The 17131-nt window shown below is 59.4% G+C and carries 11 protein-coding genes; 7 read left to right on the forward strand and 4 right to left on the reverse strand.

The genetic code is table 11. The annotated features are described in order from the left end of the window. The first annotated feature begins 14 nt into the window (after nucleotides 1-14). The gene (locus tag JBE38_RS21125; protein ID WP_205345044.1) at nucleotides 15-2156 is read left to right on the forward strand and encodes a TonB-dependent siderophore receptor; all 2142 of its coding nucleotides are present in this window, start codon (nucleotides 15-17) and stop codon (nucleotides 2154-2156) included. On the opposite strand, the gene JBE38_RS21130 is transcribed toward JBE38_RS21125, so the two are convergent. The 4 genes from JBE38_RS21130 to JBE38_RS21145 form a co-directional block, all read right to left on the reverse strand. Further along, on the reverse strand, nucleotides 2157-2594 hold the full coding sequence (locus JBE38_RS21130; protein WP_090370387.1) for a carboxymuconolactone decarboxylase family protein: 438 nt from the start codon (nucleotides 2592-2594) through the stop codon (nucleotides 2157-2159). A gap of 94 nt (nucleotides 2595-2688) precedes the next feature. Beyond that, nucleotides 2689-4134, reverse strand: a complete 1446-nt coding sequence (locus JBE38_RS21135; RefSeq protein WP_060752456.1) for a cyclic nucleotide-binding domain-containing protein — start codon at nucleotides 4132-4134, stop codon at nucleotides 2689-2691. A gap of 173 nt (nucleotides 4135-4307) precedes the next feature. Continuing rightward, a complete protein-coding gene (locus JBE38_RS21140) occupies nucleotides 4308-5168 on the reverse strand; it encodes a pirin family protein (protein ID WP_060752455.1) in 861 nt (286 codons plus the stop codon). 105 nt (nucleotides 5169-5273) lie between these two features. Continuing rightward, nucleotides 5274-6476 (reverse strand): multidrug effflux MFS transporter, encoded by a 1203-nt coding sequence (locus tag JBE38_RS21145; protein WP_205345045.1) that lies wholly within the window; start codon nucleotides 6474-6476, stop codon nucleotides 5274-5276. A 96-nt stretch (nucleotides 6477-6572) separates the two neighbouring features. Here JBE38_RS21145 and JBE38_RS21150 point away from each other — a divergent pair, with 96 nt between their 5' ends. The 6 genes from JBE38_RS21150 (at nucleotide 6573) to JBE38_RS21175 (ending at nucleotide 17027) form a co-directional block, all read left to right on the forward strand. Further along, the gene (locus tag JBE38_RS21150; RefSeq protein ID WP_205345046.1) at nucleotides 6573-7679 is read left to right on the forward strand and encodes an efflux RND transporter periplasmic adaptor subunit; all 1107 of its coding nucleotides are present in this window, start codon (nucleotides 6573-6575) and stop codon (nucleotides 7677-7679) included. A 2-nt stretch (nucleotides 7680-7681) separates the two neighbouring features. Continuing rightward, nucleotides 7682-10765, forward strand: coding sequence for an efflux RND transporter permease subunit (locus JBE38_RS21155; protein WP_205345047.1), 3084 nt, complete (start codon nucleotides 7682-7684; stop codon nucleotides 10763-10765). 158 nt (nucleotides 10766-10923) lie between these two features. After that, nucleotides 10924-15600, forward strand: a complete 4677-nt coding sequence (locus tag JBE38_RS21160) for an RHS repeat-associated core domain-containing protein (protein WP_205345120.1) — start codon at nucleotides 10924-10926, stop codon at nucleotides 15598-15600. Further along, a complete protein-coding gene (locus tag JBE38_RS21165) occupies nucleotides 15597-15938 on the forward strand; it encodes a contact-dependent growth inhibition system immunity protein (RefSeq protein ID WP_205345048.1) in 342 nt (113 codons plus the stop codon). The genes JBE38_RS21160 and JBE38_RS21165 overlap by 4 nt, the downstream gene beginning before the upstream one ends. A gap of 70 nt (nucleotides 15939-16008) precedes the next feature. Continuing rightward, a complete protein-coding gene (locus tag JBE38_RS21170; protein WP_205345049.1) occupies nucleotides 16009-16362 on the forward strand; it encodes a hypothetical protein in 354 nt (117 codons plus the stop codon). Nucleotides 16363-16655: 293 nt separating this feature from the next. Then, the gene (locus JBE38_RS21175) at nucleotides 16656-17027 is read left to right on the forward strand and encodes a hypothetical protein (RefSeq protein WP_205345050.1); all 372 of its coding nucleotides are present in this window, start codon (nucleotides 16656-16658) and stop codon (nucleotides 17025-17027) included. Nucleotides 17028-17131: the final 104 nt, after the last annotated feature.

Below are 17131 nucleotides of genomic sequence, written 5' to 3' on the forward strand. Positions count from 1 at the left end.
TAAGGCCCTGCCCCATGGTTTTGCGTTTTCGTCCCGTCGCTCCTTCACATTTTGCCCTCGGCCTGCTGCTCAGCGGCGGCATCGGCAACAGCCTGGCGGCTGAAATAGAGCTGCCGGCGGTGAAGGTCCAGGGCCAGGAAGCATCCGGCTACCGCAGCGACACAGCCTCGGTCGGCGGCTTCACTGAAACGCCATTGCTGGACACCCCGGCCTCGATCACAGTGATCAACGCCGCCATGCTCAAGGACCAGCAGGCCCGCCTGCTCAGCGAAGTGCTGCGCAACGACGCCGCAGTGGGTGACAGCTATGCGCCCATTGGCTATTACGAAAACTTTGTGGTGCGCGGCTTTTCGCTGAATGCGGCGAGCAGCTACAAGATCAACGGGCGCACCATCACCGGCGAGCAGAACGTCGCCCTGGAAAACAAGCAGCAGGTGGAAGTGCTCAAGGGGCTGGCCGGCTTGCAGAGTGGCATCTCCGAGCCCGGCGGTGTGATCAACTATGTGACCAAGCGCCCGGAGGATGTGCGTTCGGTCAGCGTTTCCAGCGACGATCGTGGCAGTGGTTATGTCGCCACCGACGTCGGTGGCTGGTTCGGCAGCGAACAGCAATTTGGCCTGCGCGCCAACGTGGCCCATGAAGACCTGCACAGCTATGTGGAGCATGCCAATGGCCAGCGTGATTTCGTGTCTTTGGCGTTCGACTGGAATATCAGCCCCGACGCCGTGCTGCAACTGGATGCGGAATACCAGAACAAGCAGCAGCGTTCGGTGCCGGGCTATCAGTTGCTCGGCGGCACTGAAGTGCCCCATGACGCGTCGCCGAAGAAACTGCTCGGCCATCAAACCGGCGGCCGCCAGGTCGGTATCGATTCGTTGAACCTCAACGGCAAGTTCCAGTACCGCTTCAACGATCAGTGGACAGGCACCGTCAGCGCGGCACGCAGCAAGGTGGTGATTGACGATTACAGCTCGTTTGCCTGGGGCGGCGACACGACGGGCCTGGGCAACTATTTTTCTGCGCAAGGCGATTACGGCATCTACGACTACCGCAGCCCCGACGACACCCGCCGCGATGACGAAGTGCAAGCGGCCATGACCGGGCTGTTCGACACCGCGGGCCTGGGCCATGAGCTGACCTTCGGCACCAGCGCGTTCCGCCGGGTGATCGACAAGCGCAAACCGGTCAACGAGTACATCGGCAGCGGCAATATCAACGAAGATGCGCCGAGTTTCCCAGCCACCGACGTCCCGTTGAACGACAGCCACCGTAACCTCGACAGCCGCCAGTACGGCCTGTTCGTCACCGACCGCATTCGTTTCAACGAGCAATGGCAGACGATTCTCGGCGGACGTGAAGTGCGCCTGGATGAACAAGCCTTCGACAGCGATGGCAACCCGGCGCGTCATACCCAGCAGTCTGTGTTTCTCCCCCAGGCGTCGTTGATCTATAAACCGATTGAAAACCTCTCGCTGTACACCAGCTACAGTAAGGGCCTGTCCCTGGGCGGGAGCGCGCCGTGGTTCGCAACCAATGCCGATGAAACCCTGGCCCCGACTACCTCGCGGCAAATCGAAGCCGGTGTGAAATACGACTGGCGCCGTATCAGCTTCGCCGCCGCCGTGTTCCAGACGCGCCAGGCCTATCAGTACGCCAAACCCGAAAATGGCCAGTTCACCTACGTGCAACAAGGCCGGCAACAGAACACCGGGCTGGAGTTGTCAGCCAACGGCTGGGCCACTGACCGCCTGCAAATCGCCACCAGCGTGGCGGCGATCCGTGCCCGGGTGAACGGCAGCGGCACGCCGGCTTACGAAGGTCATCAAGCGATCAACGTGCCCAAGCTGCGCGCCAGTGTGTACGCCGACTATGCCTTGCCGTGGGTCAACGGCCTGGCGGTACTCGGCGGCGTGCAATACAGCGCCAAGAAGTACGCCAATCGCAGCGGCAATGTGGAGGTGGGGGATTATGCGGTGGTCAATGTGGGCAGCCGCTACACCACCCGGCTCGACGGCTATGAAACGGTGTTTCGCCTGAGCGTCGACAACCTGTTCGACAAGCGCTACTGGCGCGACGCGGGCGAGTACCTGGGCGATGACTACCTGTTCCAGGGCGCGCCCTTGACGGCGCGCCTGAGTGCCTCGGTCAATTTCTGATTACTTGGGCATCTTGCGAAAGCCCACCGCCAGGCGGTTCCAGCTGTTGATCGTGCTGATCGCCACGCTCAGGTCGACCTGCTCCTGTGGGCTGAACTCAGCCGCCAGTGCGCTGTAGTCGGCGTCGGCGGCGTGGGTCTGGCTGATCAGCGTCAGGCTTTCGGCCCAGGCCAGGGCGGCACGCTCACGGGGGGTGAAGAAGGGTGTTTCGCGCCAGGCCGACACGGTGTACAGGCGGCGCTCGGTTTCACCGCCCTTGCGCGCATCGGCGGTGTGCATGTCGAGGCAGAAGGCGCAGCCGTTGATCTGCGACACGCGCAGGCGCACCAGCTCCAGCAACGGCAGTTCAATGGACAGTTTGCCAACGGCGGCTTCCAGGGCAAGCATGGCTTTCATGGCATCTGGGGACGCGGTGTAGAAATCGGTACGGGCCTGCATGGTGATACTCCGGGAACGGTGGGAACGCTGAGCAGATTAGTCAGCGCGGCGTCCCGGAGAAATAGCCAATTCGGGCGAAGAACAGGTGACCAATCTACAGGCCACGGTTGCGCAGCCACTGCAGGAACCCGGTCTTTACCGGCGCGACCGGTGTGGCTTGAGTCAAGGTCTGGGCCGCGTGCAGGCGGAAGTCGAGCAAGGCTTTCATGGCCTCGCTGATGTCATGCCGCGCATCCAGGCAAGGCTTGAGGTATTCCTTCTCGACGCGGTACAGGGTGCAGTAGGTCTTGGCCAGGAAGTCTGCCGGCACGCCTTGGTCGGACAGAATCCCCGCCTCGCCAATCACCTCGCCCGGCCCCATGCGCCCGGCTTCGAATTTGCGCCCATCCTTGGTCAGCATGACCGAGACCACACCGGAGGCGACGATGAACAAGTGGTCGCTGACCTCTCCCGCCGGCAAGATCATCTCGCCGCTACGAAACGATTGCAGGACCATGTTCTGGCTGAAGGTGTCCTTTTCTTCCTGACGCAGGGTGGAGAAAATCGGCGAGCGCTCCAGCAGTGCCCGCGCCCCGGACACCAAGCTTGGCGCGCTGCTTTCGGTGGCGGACAACAGGCTGACGCCCGCAGCCTGCAGATGACGGAATGCCAGGTCATAGAGTTGGTTGCGCACATCGCGCTTGAGGCCCATGGCCGGCACGAAACCACTGATCTCATATTCGACGCCGCCACTGCCCGAAGACTTGAATGCCACGCTCGGGGCCGGCGTGGCCAGCAACGGCCGGCACCCGAGCATCGCCCGTTCCAATGCCTCGATCACAGTTTGCGGGCGCGCGTGGGGGCTCACTTGCAGGCTGACCGCCAACCCGAACATGTCCGCCGGGCGTGAGAAGTTGATGATCTTGGCTTTGGCCGCCAGGGAGTTGGGAATCACCGCCAGGCTGCCCTGGGAGGTTTGCAGGCGCGTGGCGCGCCAGTCGATATCCGTGACGCGGCCTTCGGTGCCGTCGATGGAAATCCAGTCATCGAGTTGATACGGCTTGGTGGTGTTGAGCACGATCCCGGAAAATACGTCGCTCAAGGTGCTCTGCAGCGCCAGGCCGACGATGATCGCCACCGCGCCGGAGGTGGCGAGCACCCCCTTGACCGGCAGGTCGAGCACATAGGCCATGGCCGCGATGATCGCGATCAGGAAAATCACCGCGCCCATCAGGTCCTGCAACAGCCGCCCGGTGTGACCGACCCGCTGCATCATCACGGTGCCGAGCAACACCGTGAGGGTGCGCGCCGCGAACAGCCACCAGCCGATCTGCAGGGCCGTGGCGGCCAGGTGCAAGGTGGTGTCGTCGGCATAGGGCGCCAGTTGCATGGGGTTCATGCCGTCGTTGAACAGCACGGCACTGAAAACCGCGAAGATCACCAACCGCGCCGCCAGCTTCCAACTGGCCAGGTTGACGGAAATCAGCCGCCACACGGCAATGTCGATAAAGATCAGCGCCAACGCGCAGAGCATGGGGTGTTCAGCGATAAATGTGGGCATCCAGGCGACTCCAGGGCGAATGCGCAGAAGATCGCATGAAATAGACAGATCAGGTATAGCGCCAAGCAAAATGTGGGAGCGGGCTTGTTGTGGTGAAGGGGCTTGCTCGCCACAACAAGCTCCCCAGCCACAACAAGCCCGCTCCCACAGGGGGGTTGCGACAACCCTTGGCTTCACATCCGCCCAAACTTGCCCGACTGGAAGTCAACAAACGCCTGGTGTATTTCCTGCTCGGTGTTCATCACGAACGGACCGTGGCCGACGATGGGCTCGTCGATCGGCTCGCCGCTGAGCAGCAGCACCTTGGCGTCGTCGTTGGCCTCCAGGGTCAGCTGGCTGCCATCGCGCTCGAACAAGGCTAACTGGCCTTGGCGTGCGACTTCCTCACCGTTGACCAGCACCGTGCCGCGCAGGATCACCAACGCGGTGTTGCGCCCGGCATGCAGGTCCAGCGTCAGCGCTTTACCGGCGTTGAGGCGCAGGTCCCACACGTCAATCGGCGTAAAGGTGCGCGCCGGGCCCTGGGTGCCGGCGAACTCACCGGCAATCAGGCGCAGTTGCCCGGCGCCGTCAGCCAACGGCAGCAGCGGAATGTCGCCATCGACGATGGTCTGGTAGCCCGCGTCGGCCATTTTGTCCTTGGCCGGCAAGTTGACCCACAGTTGCACCATCTCCAGTGCCCCGCCGCTACGGGCAAAGGCTTCGGAGTGGAACTCCTCGTGGAGGATGCCTTTGGCCGCCGTCATCCACTGCACATCACCAGGGCCGATTTTGCCGCCGGCCCCCGTGGAATCGCGGTGCTCGACTTCGCCGTCGTAGACGATGGTCACGGTTTCAAAGCCACGATGAGGGTGCTGTCCGACGCCACGACGTTGCTCGGTGGGGGTGAAATCGGCAGGGCCTGCGTGGTCCAGCAACAGGAATGGGCTGATGTGCTTACCCATGGTGTCGTAGGAAAACAGCGTACGCACCGGGAAGCCGTCGCCGACCCAGTGGGCGCGGGGGCTGGTGTAGATACCGATCAGTTTTTTCATGGTGTACCTCCAAAGTGCATACACCTTAAATCCGATACCAATTGAGCGCTAGATAGCAGCCACAGCTCTTACTGTCCCACAGGTGAGACAATCAACCGCTTATGGCTAGGCAGCCGCCAGCGCCGGCCGGCGCTCACGCAACAGGTGAAACGCGACGAATGCCGCCACCGCAAAACTGGCCTCGAGCATGATCATGGGCACGGCGCTGCCATCGCGCAGTTGGCTCAATAACAAGCCGCTGCAGGTTGCGCCGAACATCTGGGAAAAGCCCATCAAGCCGGCGGCCAGGCCGGCGCGGTGGGCATTGGGCATCACCCCACCGGTGACCGAGCCTGGCAACACCAGCCCACCGCCGAGGGTGACCAGCGCAATCGGCAGGTCCAAGCCGACGACCGAGAGACCGAACACTGCGTAAATCAACACGGCCGACAGACCGCCCACAGCCACTATCGTCACGCCCATCGCCACAATCCGTTGCGCGCCCAGGCGCAGGATATTGCGCCGGGTGTAGGTGGAACCGAGGATCAGCATCGACACGATCAGGCCGAAGTTGATGCCGTATGCAAGGCTGCTGAAACCCAACAGGTTGATAAACACCGCCGAGGAGCCGGCGATCACTGCAAACATGGCGCCATAGGTAAAGGCCAGCGCGACGGCGTAGGCGCGGTATTGGCGGCTTTTGAGTAAATCCAGGTATTGCCCGCCCAGCGAGCGCCAATGACCGGCCTTGGGATCGAGGGAATGGTTGCTCTCGCGGAAAAACAGCAGCGCCAGCAGCAACACCGCGCCACCGATGAGCAACGAGAGGACGATAGGCGCACGCCAACCGAAGAGTTTGATCAGCAGGCCGCCGATCATCGGTGCGACCACAATGGCGTAGAGCATGCCGATCATGGTCAACGCCAGGGCCGGGCCCGCCTCGGCTTTCCAGACATCGCGCACCACCGTGCGCGCCAACACCAGCGCGGCGCAGGCGCCCAGCCCCTGCGCGACCCGGGCGGCAATCAATTGGTGGATGTCGCTGACCAACAGCATCGACAGCGTGGCCAGCACATACAGGACCAAGCCGCCGATCAGTACGGGACGGCGACCTATGCGGTCCGACAGCGGGCCAAACAGCAGTTGCCCAAGGCCAAACGCCGCGACAAATGCCGACATCGCCATCAATGCCGAACCGGGCGGCGCCGCCAGCGCCTGCTCGATAGAGCCCAGGCCCGGGATGATCAATTGGGTCGAGACTTCACCCAGTGCCGTCAGGGCAACCAATAAAAACAACAAACTGCGTGAGGGTGTCGGGGTGTTTGCCATGGGGATGATCCGGGGCTGGATTAATTTATATTTCGACCATAATATGAGCAAAAAATTATGTCCATAATTTTCTGCTCGATCCCCCTGGAGCCCATCATGAACCCTCTAGCCCTGCGTCTTCTCACCCCCCTGGCCTTGCTGAGCGTCCTCGCCGGTTGCAACAGCAAGGCCGATACCGCCGCCGAAGTGCCCCTGCCCCGCCCGGTATTGGCGGCCAAGGTCGAGGCCGCCGGCACCCAGCAAAGCGCCTACACCGGCGTGGTGGCGGCCCGTACCGAAAGCGACCTGGGCTTCCGGGTGGGCGGCAAGGTCATTGAACGCAAGGTCGACCCCGGCCAGCATGTCTCGCGTGGCGATACGCTGCTGGTATTGGATATCGGCGATTTCGAACTGGCCCTGCGCTCAGCGAAAAACCGCGTCAACGCCGCCCAGGCGCAGTTGCGCCAACGCCGTGACGACGAAAACCGCTACCAGCGCCTGGCCAGTACCGGCGCCGTGTCGCGGCAGATTTTCGACCAGTCGGCGACCAACCTGCGCGTCGCCGAAGCCGAGTTGGCTGCGGCGCAGTCGGATGCCAGCCAGATCGAAAACCGGCGCACCTACTCGGTACTCAAGGCCGACGGTGACGGCATCATCACCGACGTGCGCGTGGATCGCGGCCAAGTGGTCGCCGAAGGGCAAATCGTCGCGCGGCTGGCCCACGATGGCGCCCGTGAAGCCATCGTCAACCTGCCGGAAACCCAGCGCGACCAAGCCTCGCAAAAAGCCTTGGCGTTCCCCTTCGGCGCCCCGGAACAAGCCCTCACGGCCACCCTGCGGGAGTTGTCCGCCAGTGCCGATCCGGTCACCCGCACCTACCGCGCCCGCTTCGTGCTGCATGGCGGCGTCGAGCGTTTCGCCCTCGGTTCCACCATCACCGTGCGCCTGCAAGGCAGCGGCCAGGCCCAGCAAACCCGCGTGCCCATCGGCGCGCTGCTGGACGCCGGGCATGGCAGCGGCGTGTGGGTGATCGGTGATAACGACAAGGTCCGCTTCGCCCCGGTGCAAGTCGCCAGCCTCGGCCAGGAAGACGCCCTGCTCGACAGCGGCGTGAACCCCGGGCAAATCATCGTCGCCCTCGGTGCGCACCTGTTGCACGAGGGTGACGCGGTGCGCTTGCTGCCGGCCCAAACCGTGGCCCTCAACCGTAAACAGGACCATTGAGCATGCATGGCATCAACCTCTCCGAACTGGCCGTGAAACACCGTGCGGTCACGCTGTTCCTGATCATTGCGATCCTCGCCGCTGGGGTCTTCTCGTTCGGCAAACTGGGGCGCGCCGAAGACCCGTCGTTTACCGTCAAGGTCATGACCATCAGCGCCGCCTGGCCCGGCGCAACCGCCCGGGAAATGCAGGAACAGGTGGCCGACCGCCTGGAAAAGCGCCTGCAGGAACTGGACTACTACGACCGCGTCGAGACCATCGCCCAGCCGGGTTTCGTGTCGATGCGCATGACCTTCAAGGAGTCCACGCCCCCCGGCGAGCTCCAGGACCTGTTCTACCAGGCCCGCAAAAAGCTCAGCGATGAAGCCGCCAAACTGCCCAATGGCGTGGTCGGGCCGTTCTTCAACGACGAATATTCCGATGTGTACTTCGCCTTGTACGCCCTCGAAGCCGAGCACCTGCCCCACCGCCAGCAAGTGCAGATGGCCGAAACGCTACGCCAGCAGTTGCTGGACCTGCCGGGGGTGAAGAAGGTCAATATCCTCGGTGAGCAGGCGCAACGGGTGTTTGTCGAGTTTTCCTATGAGCGCCTGGCAACCCTGGGCATCAAGCCGGACCAGATCTTCGCCGCCCTCGCCGCACAAAACGCAGTGGCGCCGTCCGGCTTTGTGGAAACCGCCGGGGCGCGCGCCTATATCCGCATCGACGGTGCCTTTGACAGCCTGTCGCTGATTGAAAACGTACCGCTGGAAGCCAACGGACGTGTGCTGCGCATCGCCGATGTGGCCAGCGTCAGCCGCGGGTATGAAGACCCGCCCAGCTACCGCATCCGCCACCAGGGTGACCCGGCGCTGATGCTCGGCGTGATCATGGAGAAACACTGGAACGGTCTGGAGCTGGACAAAAGTCTCAAGGCCGAGGAAGCCAGGATCCAGGCCGACCTGCCGCTGGGCGTGAACTTCGCCAAGGTCTCCGACCAGGCGAAAAACATCAGCCTGGCGGTCAATGAGTTCATGCTGAAATTCTTCGTCGCGCTGGCCGTGGTCATGGTGATCAGCCTGTTGGCCCTGGGATTTCGCGTGGGGTTGGTAGTGGCGGCTGCGGTGCCGCTGACCTTGTCGGTGGTGTTCGTGATCATGCTGCTCACTGGGCGTGAGTTCGACCGTATCACCCTGGGTGCGCTGATCATTTCCCTGGGCTTGCTGGTGGATGACGCGATCATCGCCATTGAAATGATGGTGGTGAAACTGGAGGAAGGTTTCGATCGGATTCACGCCGCCACCTTCGCCTGGAGTTCCACCGCCGCGCCGATGCTCACCGGCACCCTGGTGACGATTATCGGCTTTCTGCCGGTGGGGTTTGCCCGCTCGGCGGCGGGAGAATACGCCGGCAATATTTTCTGGATCGTCGGCTTTGCGCTGATCTCCTCCTGGCTGGTGGCAGTGGTATTCACACCGTACCTGGGCGTGAAGCTGCTGCCGCAGATCAAACCGGTGCCCGGTGGCCATGACGCGATCTACGCCGGGCGCTACTACCGCAAACTGCGTAGCTTGGTCGAAGCCTGCGTACGTGGACGCTGGCTGGTGACCGGCTTTGTGGTCGCAGCCTTTGTACTGTGCGGGCTGGGCATGGCCGTGGTGAAGAAACAGTTCTTCCCCAACTCCGACCGTTCCGAGCTGATTCTTGAGGTGTACATGCCGCCCGGCAGCGCGTTCAAAGCCACCGAGGCGGTGGCGGCGCAGTTGGAAAAGGCTCTGTTGCAAGAGCCGCAAACCAGCCTGGTGGACACTTATGTGGGCGGCGGCGCGCCACGGTTTTTCCTGTCGCTGAACCCGGAATTGCCCGACCCGGCTTTCGCCAAGCTGATCGTGCAGACCCCGGACTCCCACGCTCGTGATGCGCTGAAACTGCGTATGCGTGAGCGCATCGCCGCCGGTGAATTTCCGGCGGCCCGTGTGCGCGTGACGCAGTTGCTGTTCGGCCCGCCGGTGCCGTTCCCGGTGGTGTTCCGCGTGTCCGGGCCGGATGTGGATGTGCTGCGCGGCGTGTCCGAAGAGGTGCGTCGTGTGGTGGCCGCCAACAAGCTGACCAAGGAAGCCTTCCTCGACTGGGGCGAGCGCACCAGCACTTATCGCCTGGTCCTGGATCAAGATCGCCTGCGCCTGCTGGGTTTCACCCCCAATGAGGTCAAGTCCCAGCTTAACGCCTTGCTCAGCGGCAACCCGATCACCGAAGTGCGCGAAGGCAACCGCACCGTTGCCGTGGTCGCCCGCGCCCAGGGCAGCCAGCGCGAGAACCTCGGCAACCTCAACAACATGACCCTGACCAACAGCGCCGGCACTTCGGTACCGCTGGCCCAGGTCGGGCAGTTCCAGGCCGTGATGGAAGAGCCGATCCTCAAGCGCCGCAACCGTGCGACCACCGTGGAAGTACGCGCCGATATCATCGACAGCGTGCAACCGCCCGACGTGGAAATGGCCGTGTACAAGGACCTGCAGCCACTAATCGCCAAGCTGCCTGCCGGCTACCGGATCGACATCGGCGGCCCGGTGGAGGAAAGCGCCAAAGCCAACGTCGCGCTGGCGGCGCTGTTCCCGATCATGATCCTGCTGACCCTCACGGTGATCATGTTCCAGGTGCGCTCGTTCGGCGTGATGTTCATGGTGTTCGCCACCGCGCCTTTGGGGTTGATCGGCGCGGTGCCGACGTTGCTGTTGTTCAACCAGCCGTTCGGGTTCAACGCAATCCTGGGCTTGATCGGCATCGGCGGGATTCTGATGCGCAACACGCTGATCTTCACCGACCAGATTCGCCAGAACCAGGAACAGGGCATGGCGATTCGCGAGGCGATCGTCGAAGCCACCGTGCGACGAGCCAGGCCGGTGATCCTCACCGCGCTGGCGGCGGCGCTGGCCTTCATTCCGCTGACGCTTTCGGTGTTCTGGTCATCCCTGGCGTATGTGCTGATCGGCGGGGTGTCGGTGGGCACCGTGTTGACGCTGTTGTTCCTGCCGGCACTGTGCAGCTTGGTGCTGGGGCGCAAGCAGACAGAAGCCGTCGAAACATCCCACACAAGCGCCGGATAAGCTCTACTCCCCTCCCCTGAAAACCTCTGCAAAGTCCCTCGCCTGAATACACAGTGCGAGGGATTGCCGATGTTTCTTTGCGTTAGAACCCTGTCTTTCGGGGTTGCCTCTTGATCGCCGTGACCGGCCAGACCATCGGTCTGCTGGTATTGGCCGCCATGGATTCAAAGACCGGCGACGTCGAATCGGTCATCAGCGACTTCAAGCGCTGCCTCAACCATTACGACGATTGGGCAGAGAGCTTTTTCAGCTTTTCGGCGCTCGATATCGAGCAGGTCTTCAAGGTCGGCAATGAAGTGGCGCTCGTTGCGCCGATCAACCGCTCGATCCTGCCCAGCAGCACCGTCGCCACCTGCCAAGCCAACGGCACCCTGACCCTGGTGCATATGTTCCAGAGTTCGCGTTTCGTGCCGATTGGCAATACCCCGGTGATCGTGCAACGCGTCGATCCTGACGGCGGGCCATTGGGCGAGCCGATTCATCACACCATCGGGCCAAGCGGCATTCTGGAAATCACCGAGTGTGATCGCAACCAGCAATACCGGGTCAACTTCTACCCCGATGTCTCCAAGGCGCACTTCAAGGCGCTGTACGCCTCGTATCAGTCGCTCATCGCACCGTTGGAAGACTGGCTGCGCGCAGAGTGGCACACCACTTTCAAGCCACTGTGGAAGGGTTACTCCGAAGCAAACTTCCTCAAGCGCTACCTGACATTGCACCACGCCTATGCCCGAGGCTTTGGTAACGCGCTCTACTCGCTCTGGGACGACCTCAAGCAGCTGTTTCAATGGTTGAGCGACCCCTTGGCCCATGCGGAAAAACTGCTGCACTACCTGTCCCAGGCTGAGTTCGAACAACTGCTGAAAGTCAGCACCGAGGCCCTCGCCAAAGGCCTGCTCGTGCTCAGCGATGAGCCACTGTTGTTTGTCTATCTGGCGGCCATGGTCAGTTGGATACGCATGCTGCCAGCGCCGTACATGAACGAACTGCTGGGGGAAATCAGCGCCGAGGTCCTGATCAATTTGTTGCTGTGCCTCGCCACAGGCGGGATGGGCCTGGCGATACGCATGAGCACGAAGGTGCTGGGCGCGATCAAGTCCCGTCGTGCGCGGCACTGGCTGGAACACATGGCTGAGCAATTCGGCAAATCTGGTGTGGATGATCACGTTGAGATGGCTAAGCCGGTTTGGCTCGGCAGCGCGCCGACGCCGATCAACACGGTACCGATCGGGCCGTTGAAAGCTGGCGATCAGTTAGTTTCCAACCCCGTGACGGCAGTGCGAGACAAGGCGACGCAACGTACGGTACTGGTCAGGCAGGAGCCTGTCGACGATGTGCCGGCCTCGGGGAAAAACCTCAATGGGGAGGCTTCGGCATCGGCGGACAAGACCGCCTCCCATGGCTGCCCGGTGTCGATGGTCACTGGCGAGGAATTGCTGACGCTGACCGATGGCACGCTGGATGGCGTGTTGCCGTTTGAGTGGACGCGGCTGTATCGCACCAGTGCCGTTGAAGTGGATTGTGGGTTGGGGTTTGGCTGGAGCCATGCGCTGGCGCACAGGCTTGTCGTTGATGGCGATTCGGTGGTGTGGACGGATCATGAGAATCGGTCGACCACGCTGCCCTTGCCGTCTATTTCCCGGCCCGCAATAACCAACAGTTTGGCCGAAGTAGCGATCTATCTGGGCGCTCTGCCCGATGAATTAGTGCTGGCCCAGGCGTCACGCTTCTACCACTTTTGCGACGGTGTCCTCACCGCCATCAGCGATGCGTACGACAACCGGTTGCGCATTGTGCGGGATCGCTCGGGGCGTATTGAACGGCTGGATAACGGCGTCGGCCGCTCGCTGTTCTTGCGCTATGAGCTTGAGCGCATTGTGGCAGTGGACTACCAGGTTCAGCGCGCCAAAGGCCATGAAGCCTTCACCTGGGTGACCGAACACAACGTTGTGTCCTACGCCTATGACGATGCAGGCCGACTGGTGTGTGCGACCAATGCCGTGGGTGAGCGCGAGGTTTATCGCTACGACGATCAGCACGTCATCCTTGAACGGCAGTTGGCCGGTGGCGCGAGTTTCTATTGGGAATGGGAACGTTCCGGCAAGGCGGCGCGCTGTATCCGGCATTGGGCCAGCTTCTCGCAGATGGACGCGCGTTATGCCTGGGGTGACGACGGCCAGGTCACGGTGTTTAACGCCGACGGCAGCCAGGAAGTCTACGTGCATGACCAGCGCGCACGGCTGGTACAGCGCATCGACCCGGACGGCGCCGAGCATTTCAAATCCTACGACGACAAGGGCCGGCTGACGGTCGAGCAAGACCCGCTGGGCGCGGTGACGGCCTATCAGTACGACGATGCCGGACGCTTGGTGGCGGTGTTTCCGGGGGACGACGAGCCAACGTCCTACGAGCATGACAACGGCTTCGTACGCGTGGTGCGACGGGGCCAGGCGGTCTGGAAATATGAGCGCAATGACCAGGGCGACGTGACGCGTCGGACGGATCCCGCCGGGCACATCACCGACTACAGCTACAACCCATCCGGGCAACTGACGGGCGTCTGGTACCCCGATCACAGCTGTCACAGGCTGGTGTGGAATGAGCGCGGGCAATTGCTGGAGGAGCAACTGCCCAATGGCGCCATCAAGCGTTATCGCTATGACGACGTTGGGCGGCAGGTGGCGCGTGAGGATGAGCACGGTGCGCTGATCCAGTACCAGTGGGACAGCGTGGGCCGCCTGGTTCGCGTGGTCTTGCCGGGCGGTGCGTGTCGGGAATACAGCTACAACCCCTACGGAAAAATCACCGCCGAACGCGACGAACTCGGCCACGTCACCCATTACGAATATGCCGACGGCCTGCACCTGATCAGCCGCCGCCTCAATGCCGACGGCACCCAGGTCAAGTACCGCTACGACAACGTACGGTTGTTGCTCACCGCGATTGAAAACGAAGCCGGCGAAACCTATCAGCTTGATTACCACCCCAACGGCCTGATCCAGCAAGAGATTGGTTTTGACGGCCAGCGCACGGCGTATGCCTACGACCTCAACGGCAACCTGCTGGAAAAGACCGAACACGGTGACGATGGCAGTCAGCTGGTTACGCGTTATGAGCGCGACCACGCCGGGCGCCTCGTACGAAAAACCCTTGCCGATGGCAAGGTGGTTGAATACGCCTACGACCGCCAGGGCAACCTGCTCAGTGTCGACGACGGTCACTGGGCACTGGCCTACGAATACGACGTCCAGAATCGCCTCACCGCCGAACACCAGGGCTGGGGCACCCTGCGCTACGGCTATGACGCCTGTGGTCAGTTAAAACACCTGCGTCTGCCGGACAACAACCGTCTGGTGTTCAACCACGACAAAGGCGGCCACCTTTCCACGGTTGAACTCAACGGTGCGCTGCTCACCTCACACCTGTTTAAAAACGGTCGCGAACACCAACGCCAACAAGGCCAGTTGCTCAGCCACTACCACTACGACGACCAGCACCGCCTGCACGCCCACGTCATCACCCAGCAGGAACAGATTCTTTACCAACGCCAATACGACTACGACAAAAGCGGCAACCTCACCCGCCTGCTCGACACCCGCAAGGGCCAGCGCGACTACCACTACGACCCCCTCGCCCGCCTGACCCGCGCCAACCACTCGCAAGACGTACAGGAACGCTTCGGCCACGACCCGGCGGGCAACCTGCTGATGCAGAACCGCCCTGGTCCGGACATCGTTGCGGGCAATCGCCTGATGATCCAGGGCGATCATCACTATGACTACGACGCCTTCGGCAACCTCATCCGCGAACGACGCGGCGAAGGCCAGCAACTCGTCACCGAATACCGCTACGACTGCCAACACCGTTTGATTGGCCTCACCACACCCAACGGGCAAACCGCCCACTATCGCTACGACCCATTTGGGCGGCGCATCAGCAAAACCGTGGATGACACAACCACGGAGTTTTTCTGGCAAGGCGACAAGCTGATTGCCGAGCATCATGCGGAGCGCCATCGCAGTTATCTGTATGAACCCGGTACCTTCCGCCCGCTCGCCCTGCTGGAAGGCTTTGGGCCACAAGAAACAAAGCCCTACCACTACCAACTCGACCACCTCGGCACCCCGCAGGAACTGACCGATAACGAAGGCGAAATCGTCTGGTCCGCGCACTACCGTGCCTACGGCGAAATCGCCCGCCTTGATGCCTGCAAAATCGACAACCCATTGCGTTTTCAAGGCCAATACTGCGACGCGGAAAGCGGGCTGCACTACAACCGTCATCGCTACTACAATCCGGACATTGGTCGATACCTGACGCCGGATCCGGTGAAGCTGGCGGGTGGGATCAATGCGTACCAGTACGTGCCGAATCCTACGGGGTGGGTGGATCCGCTGGGGTTGAGCTGTAAGGCTGGAGACTGTCCAGACTCAAAAGGCAATCTGAAAAAAAAGGCTTTTAGTGGTGTATTAACCACACATGAGAACGCGGGAGGACATTTAATTAAAAAACATATTGAACAGACAAGAGAACAACTACTGGAAAGACTCAAATTAGAACCAAATATTCCAGCCGCATCTACATTTAAAACTTTAGAAGAGGCTGAAACAATAGTTTCAAAGAGCTTATCTAAACACCACCAAGAAATCATTACATTTATAAATGGAGAAAAGGATAAGTTATTAATTAGAGACAGTTCAAGTCAACCTGTAGGGGTCAGCATCTTAAAAGGGACCGAAAAGCCCATCTCCGTTTATAGATTTATGCTGGTTTTAAAACGGGCTCCAAAAATGCCAAACGGCTATCTACTGCTGACAGGATACCCTGAAAAATGAATAAACCACTGACAGAGCTGCAACAATTTTTTGGCGCTTACTTCAACCAAGACTGGGTAGAGGAATATCCTTCCGCCAATGAAGTTATCGATGCTTTTCTACTAGACTCACCTATAGATGTGATCATCACAGTAAAACAGGAAATCCTAGAATTAATTGAATCATATAAAAATGAGCTGGATTTCCAAGAAAACCTACTAAGCGAACTAAGTTGCTATTATTACTATCCAAACCAGTGGGGATCAGGCCCATTATGGCTAAGCCATATAGTCCAAAAATTTGATGAATATCTGTGCACAGCAAAATTCGACCAAACAAAAGTGGACAAGCTCATTTAATGAGCAGCCAGAATTGAATAATCAAACAAATCCACCCTCTTACATCTCTGTTGTCTAAGGCGAACTTCGAATGAACACTAAACCACGCCTTTCAACAATTCAAGGTCTGCTTTTCATCTATTGCATCGAAAATGCGAGAAACCCAGATAGAGAGGAGATTATCGCTTTCACAGATGTAAACAATCCAAAAGAGCTTAGAGTGCTGTTTGACAAGCTGACTAGACCAGAATTTATTAGATACAAACATGAAGAAAGACAACGATATATCCACACCATCGAATATTTTTTAAATACTGACGAAAATTTTGAGGCGGTTTTCTACCTTTTCGACACTTACTTCACCGACGAGGTCATTAACAAAAGACAGTTTATGAAAGTACTACTTGAGCGTCTTACGCATTACAATTCAGAAGCATCCGCATAGAAAATTAAAGAGGACGAATATATTTAGGTTAACGACTAGAGCATTGAGACACATGATAGCGCTTGATGATCGGGAAAACCCTGAAATCAAAGTGCAGCCATACACGCTCTGAACCATAGAGACCAGCTAAATACCATAGCTCGAGCAATACTAATTTTCAAACTCATGGAGCGTGCCAACACCTCCGCTTCAATGGCTATGGGAAAGATAATCGGCGAAGAGTATACAGAGAAGAGCCGTTGTATATTTAGACAGCGACGGCAAACCAATCACTGCCTTTACGGAATTTTGATATGAAAAACAAACAAAAACTCTCAATACTTCGAGGCCTGCTATTTACTTACTGCGTCGAGAACTCTAAAAATCTTGAGCGAGAAGAAACCATAGCTTCTAAAGATATCAACAGTGCGAAAGAGCTAGCAGAACTCTTCGATATATTGACAAAACCTGAGTTTCTTTCATACAGAGAAGATGAACAGCAGTGGCTCATAGAAACCCTTCAACACTTCTTAGAAACAGGAGAAAACTTTGAATCCGTTTTTTATTTATTCGACACCTATTTCGAAGATGAAATATTAGATAAAAGGGCTTTTATGGAGACACTATTCGAAAGACTAAAAATCTATAACAGCGAAGCAAGCGATGGATTTAAAAATCCAACCTAAAGACAAGCCAATCATTTCAAAAACACATAACGGCAAAAACGGAAAAATCTATTCAATTTAATAAAAATGTTTATGGCACCCCATTCAAAATCAAAACAGACAAC

The sequence above is a fragment of the Pseudomonas sp. ICBG1301 genome (assembly GCF_016918385.1).
Classification (GTDB): domain Bacteria; phylum Pseudomonadota; class Gammaproteobacteria; order Pseudomonadales; family Pseudomonadaceae; genus Aquipseudomonas; species Aquipseudomonas palleroniana.

Coding starts and splice junctions, on each gene's coding strand:
- JBE38_RS21170 (WP_205345049.1), top strand. CDS start 16,009: ATGAACACTAAACCACGCCTTTCAACAATTCAAGGTCTGCTTTTCATC.
- JBE38_RS21125 (WP_205345044.1), top strand. CDS start 15: ATGGTTTTGCGTTTTCGTCCCGTCGCTCCTTCACATTTTGCCCTCGGC.
- JBE38_RS21175 (WP_205345050.1), top strand. CDS start 16,656: ATGAAAAACAAACAAAAACTCTCAATACTTCGAGGCCTGCTATTTACT.
- JBE38_RS21155 (WP_205345047.1), top strand. CDS start 7,682: ATGCATGGCATCAACCTCTCCGAACTGGCCGTGAAACACCGTGCGGTC.
- JBE38_RS21140 (WP_060752455.1), bottom strand. CDS start 5,168: ATGAAAAAACTGATCGGTATCTACACCAGCCCCCGCGCCCACTGGGTC.
- JBE38_RS21150 (WP_205345046.1), top strand. CDS start 6,573: ATGAACCCTCTAGCCCTGCGTCTTCTCACCCCCCTGGCCTTGCTGAGC.
- JBE38_RS21165 (WP_205345048.1), top strand. CDS start 15,597: ATGAATAAACCACTGACAGAGCTGCAACAATTTTTTGGCGCTTACTTC.
- JBE38_RS21145 (WP_205345045.1), bottom strand. CDS start 6,476: ATGGCAAACACCCCGACACCCTCACGCAGTTTGTTGTTTTTATTGGTT.
- JBE38_RS21130 (WP_090370387.1), bottom strand. CDS start 2,594: ATGCAGGCCCGTACCGATTTCTACACCGCGTCCCCAGATGCCATGAAA.
- JBE38_RS21135 (WP_060752456.1), bottom strand. CDS start 4,134: ATGCCCACATTTATCGCTGAACACCCCATGCTCTGCGCGTTGGCGCTG.
- JBE38_RS21160 (WP_205345120.1), top strand. CDS start 10,924: ATGGATTCAAAGACCGGCGACGTCGAATCGGTCATCAGCGACTTCAAG.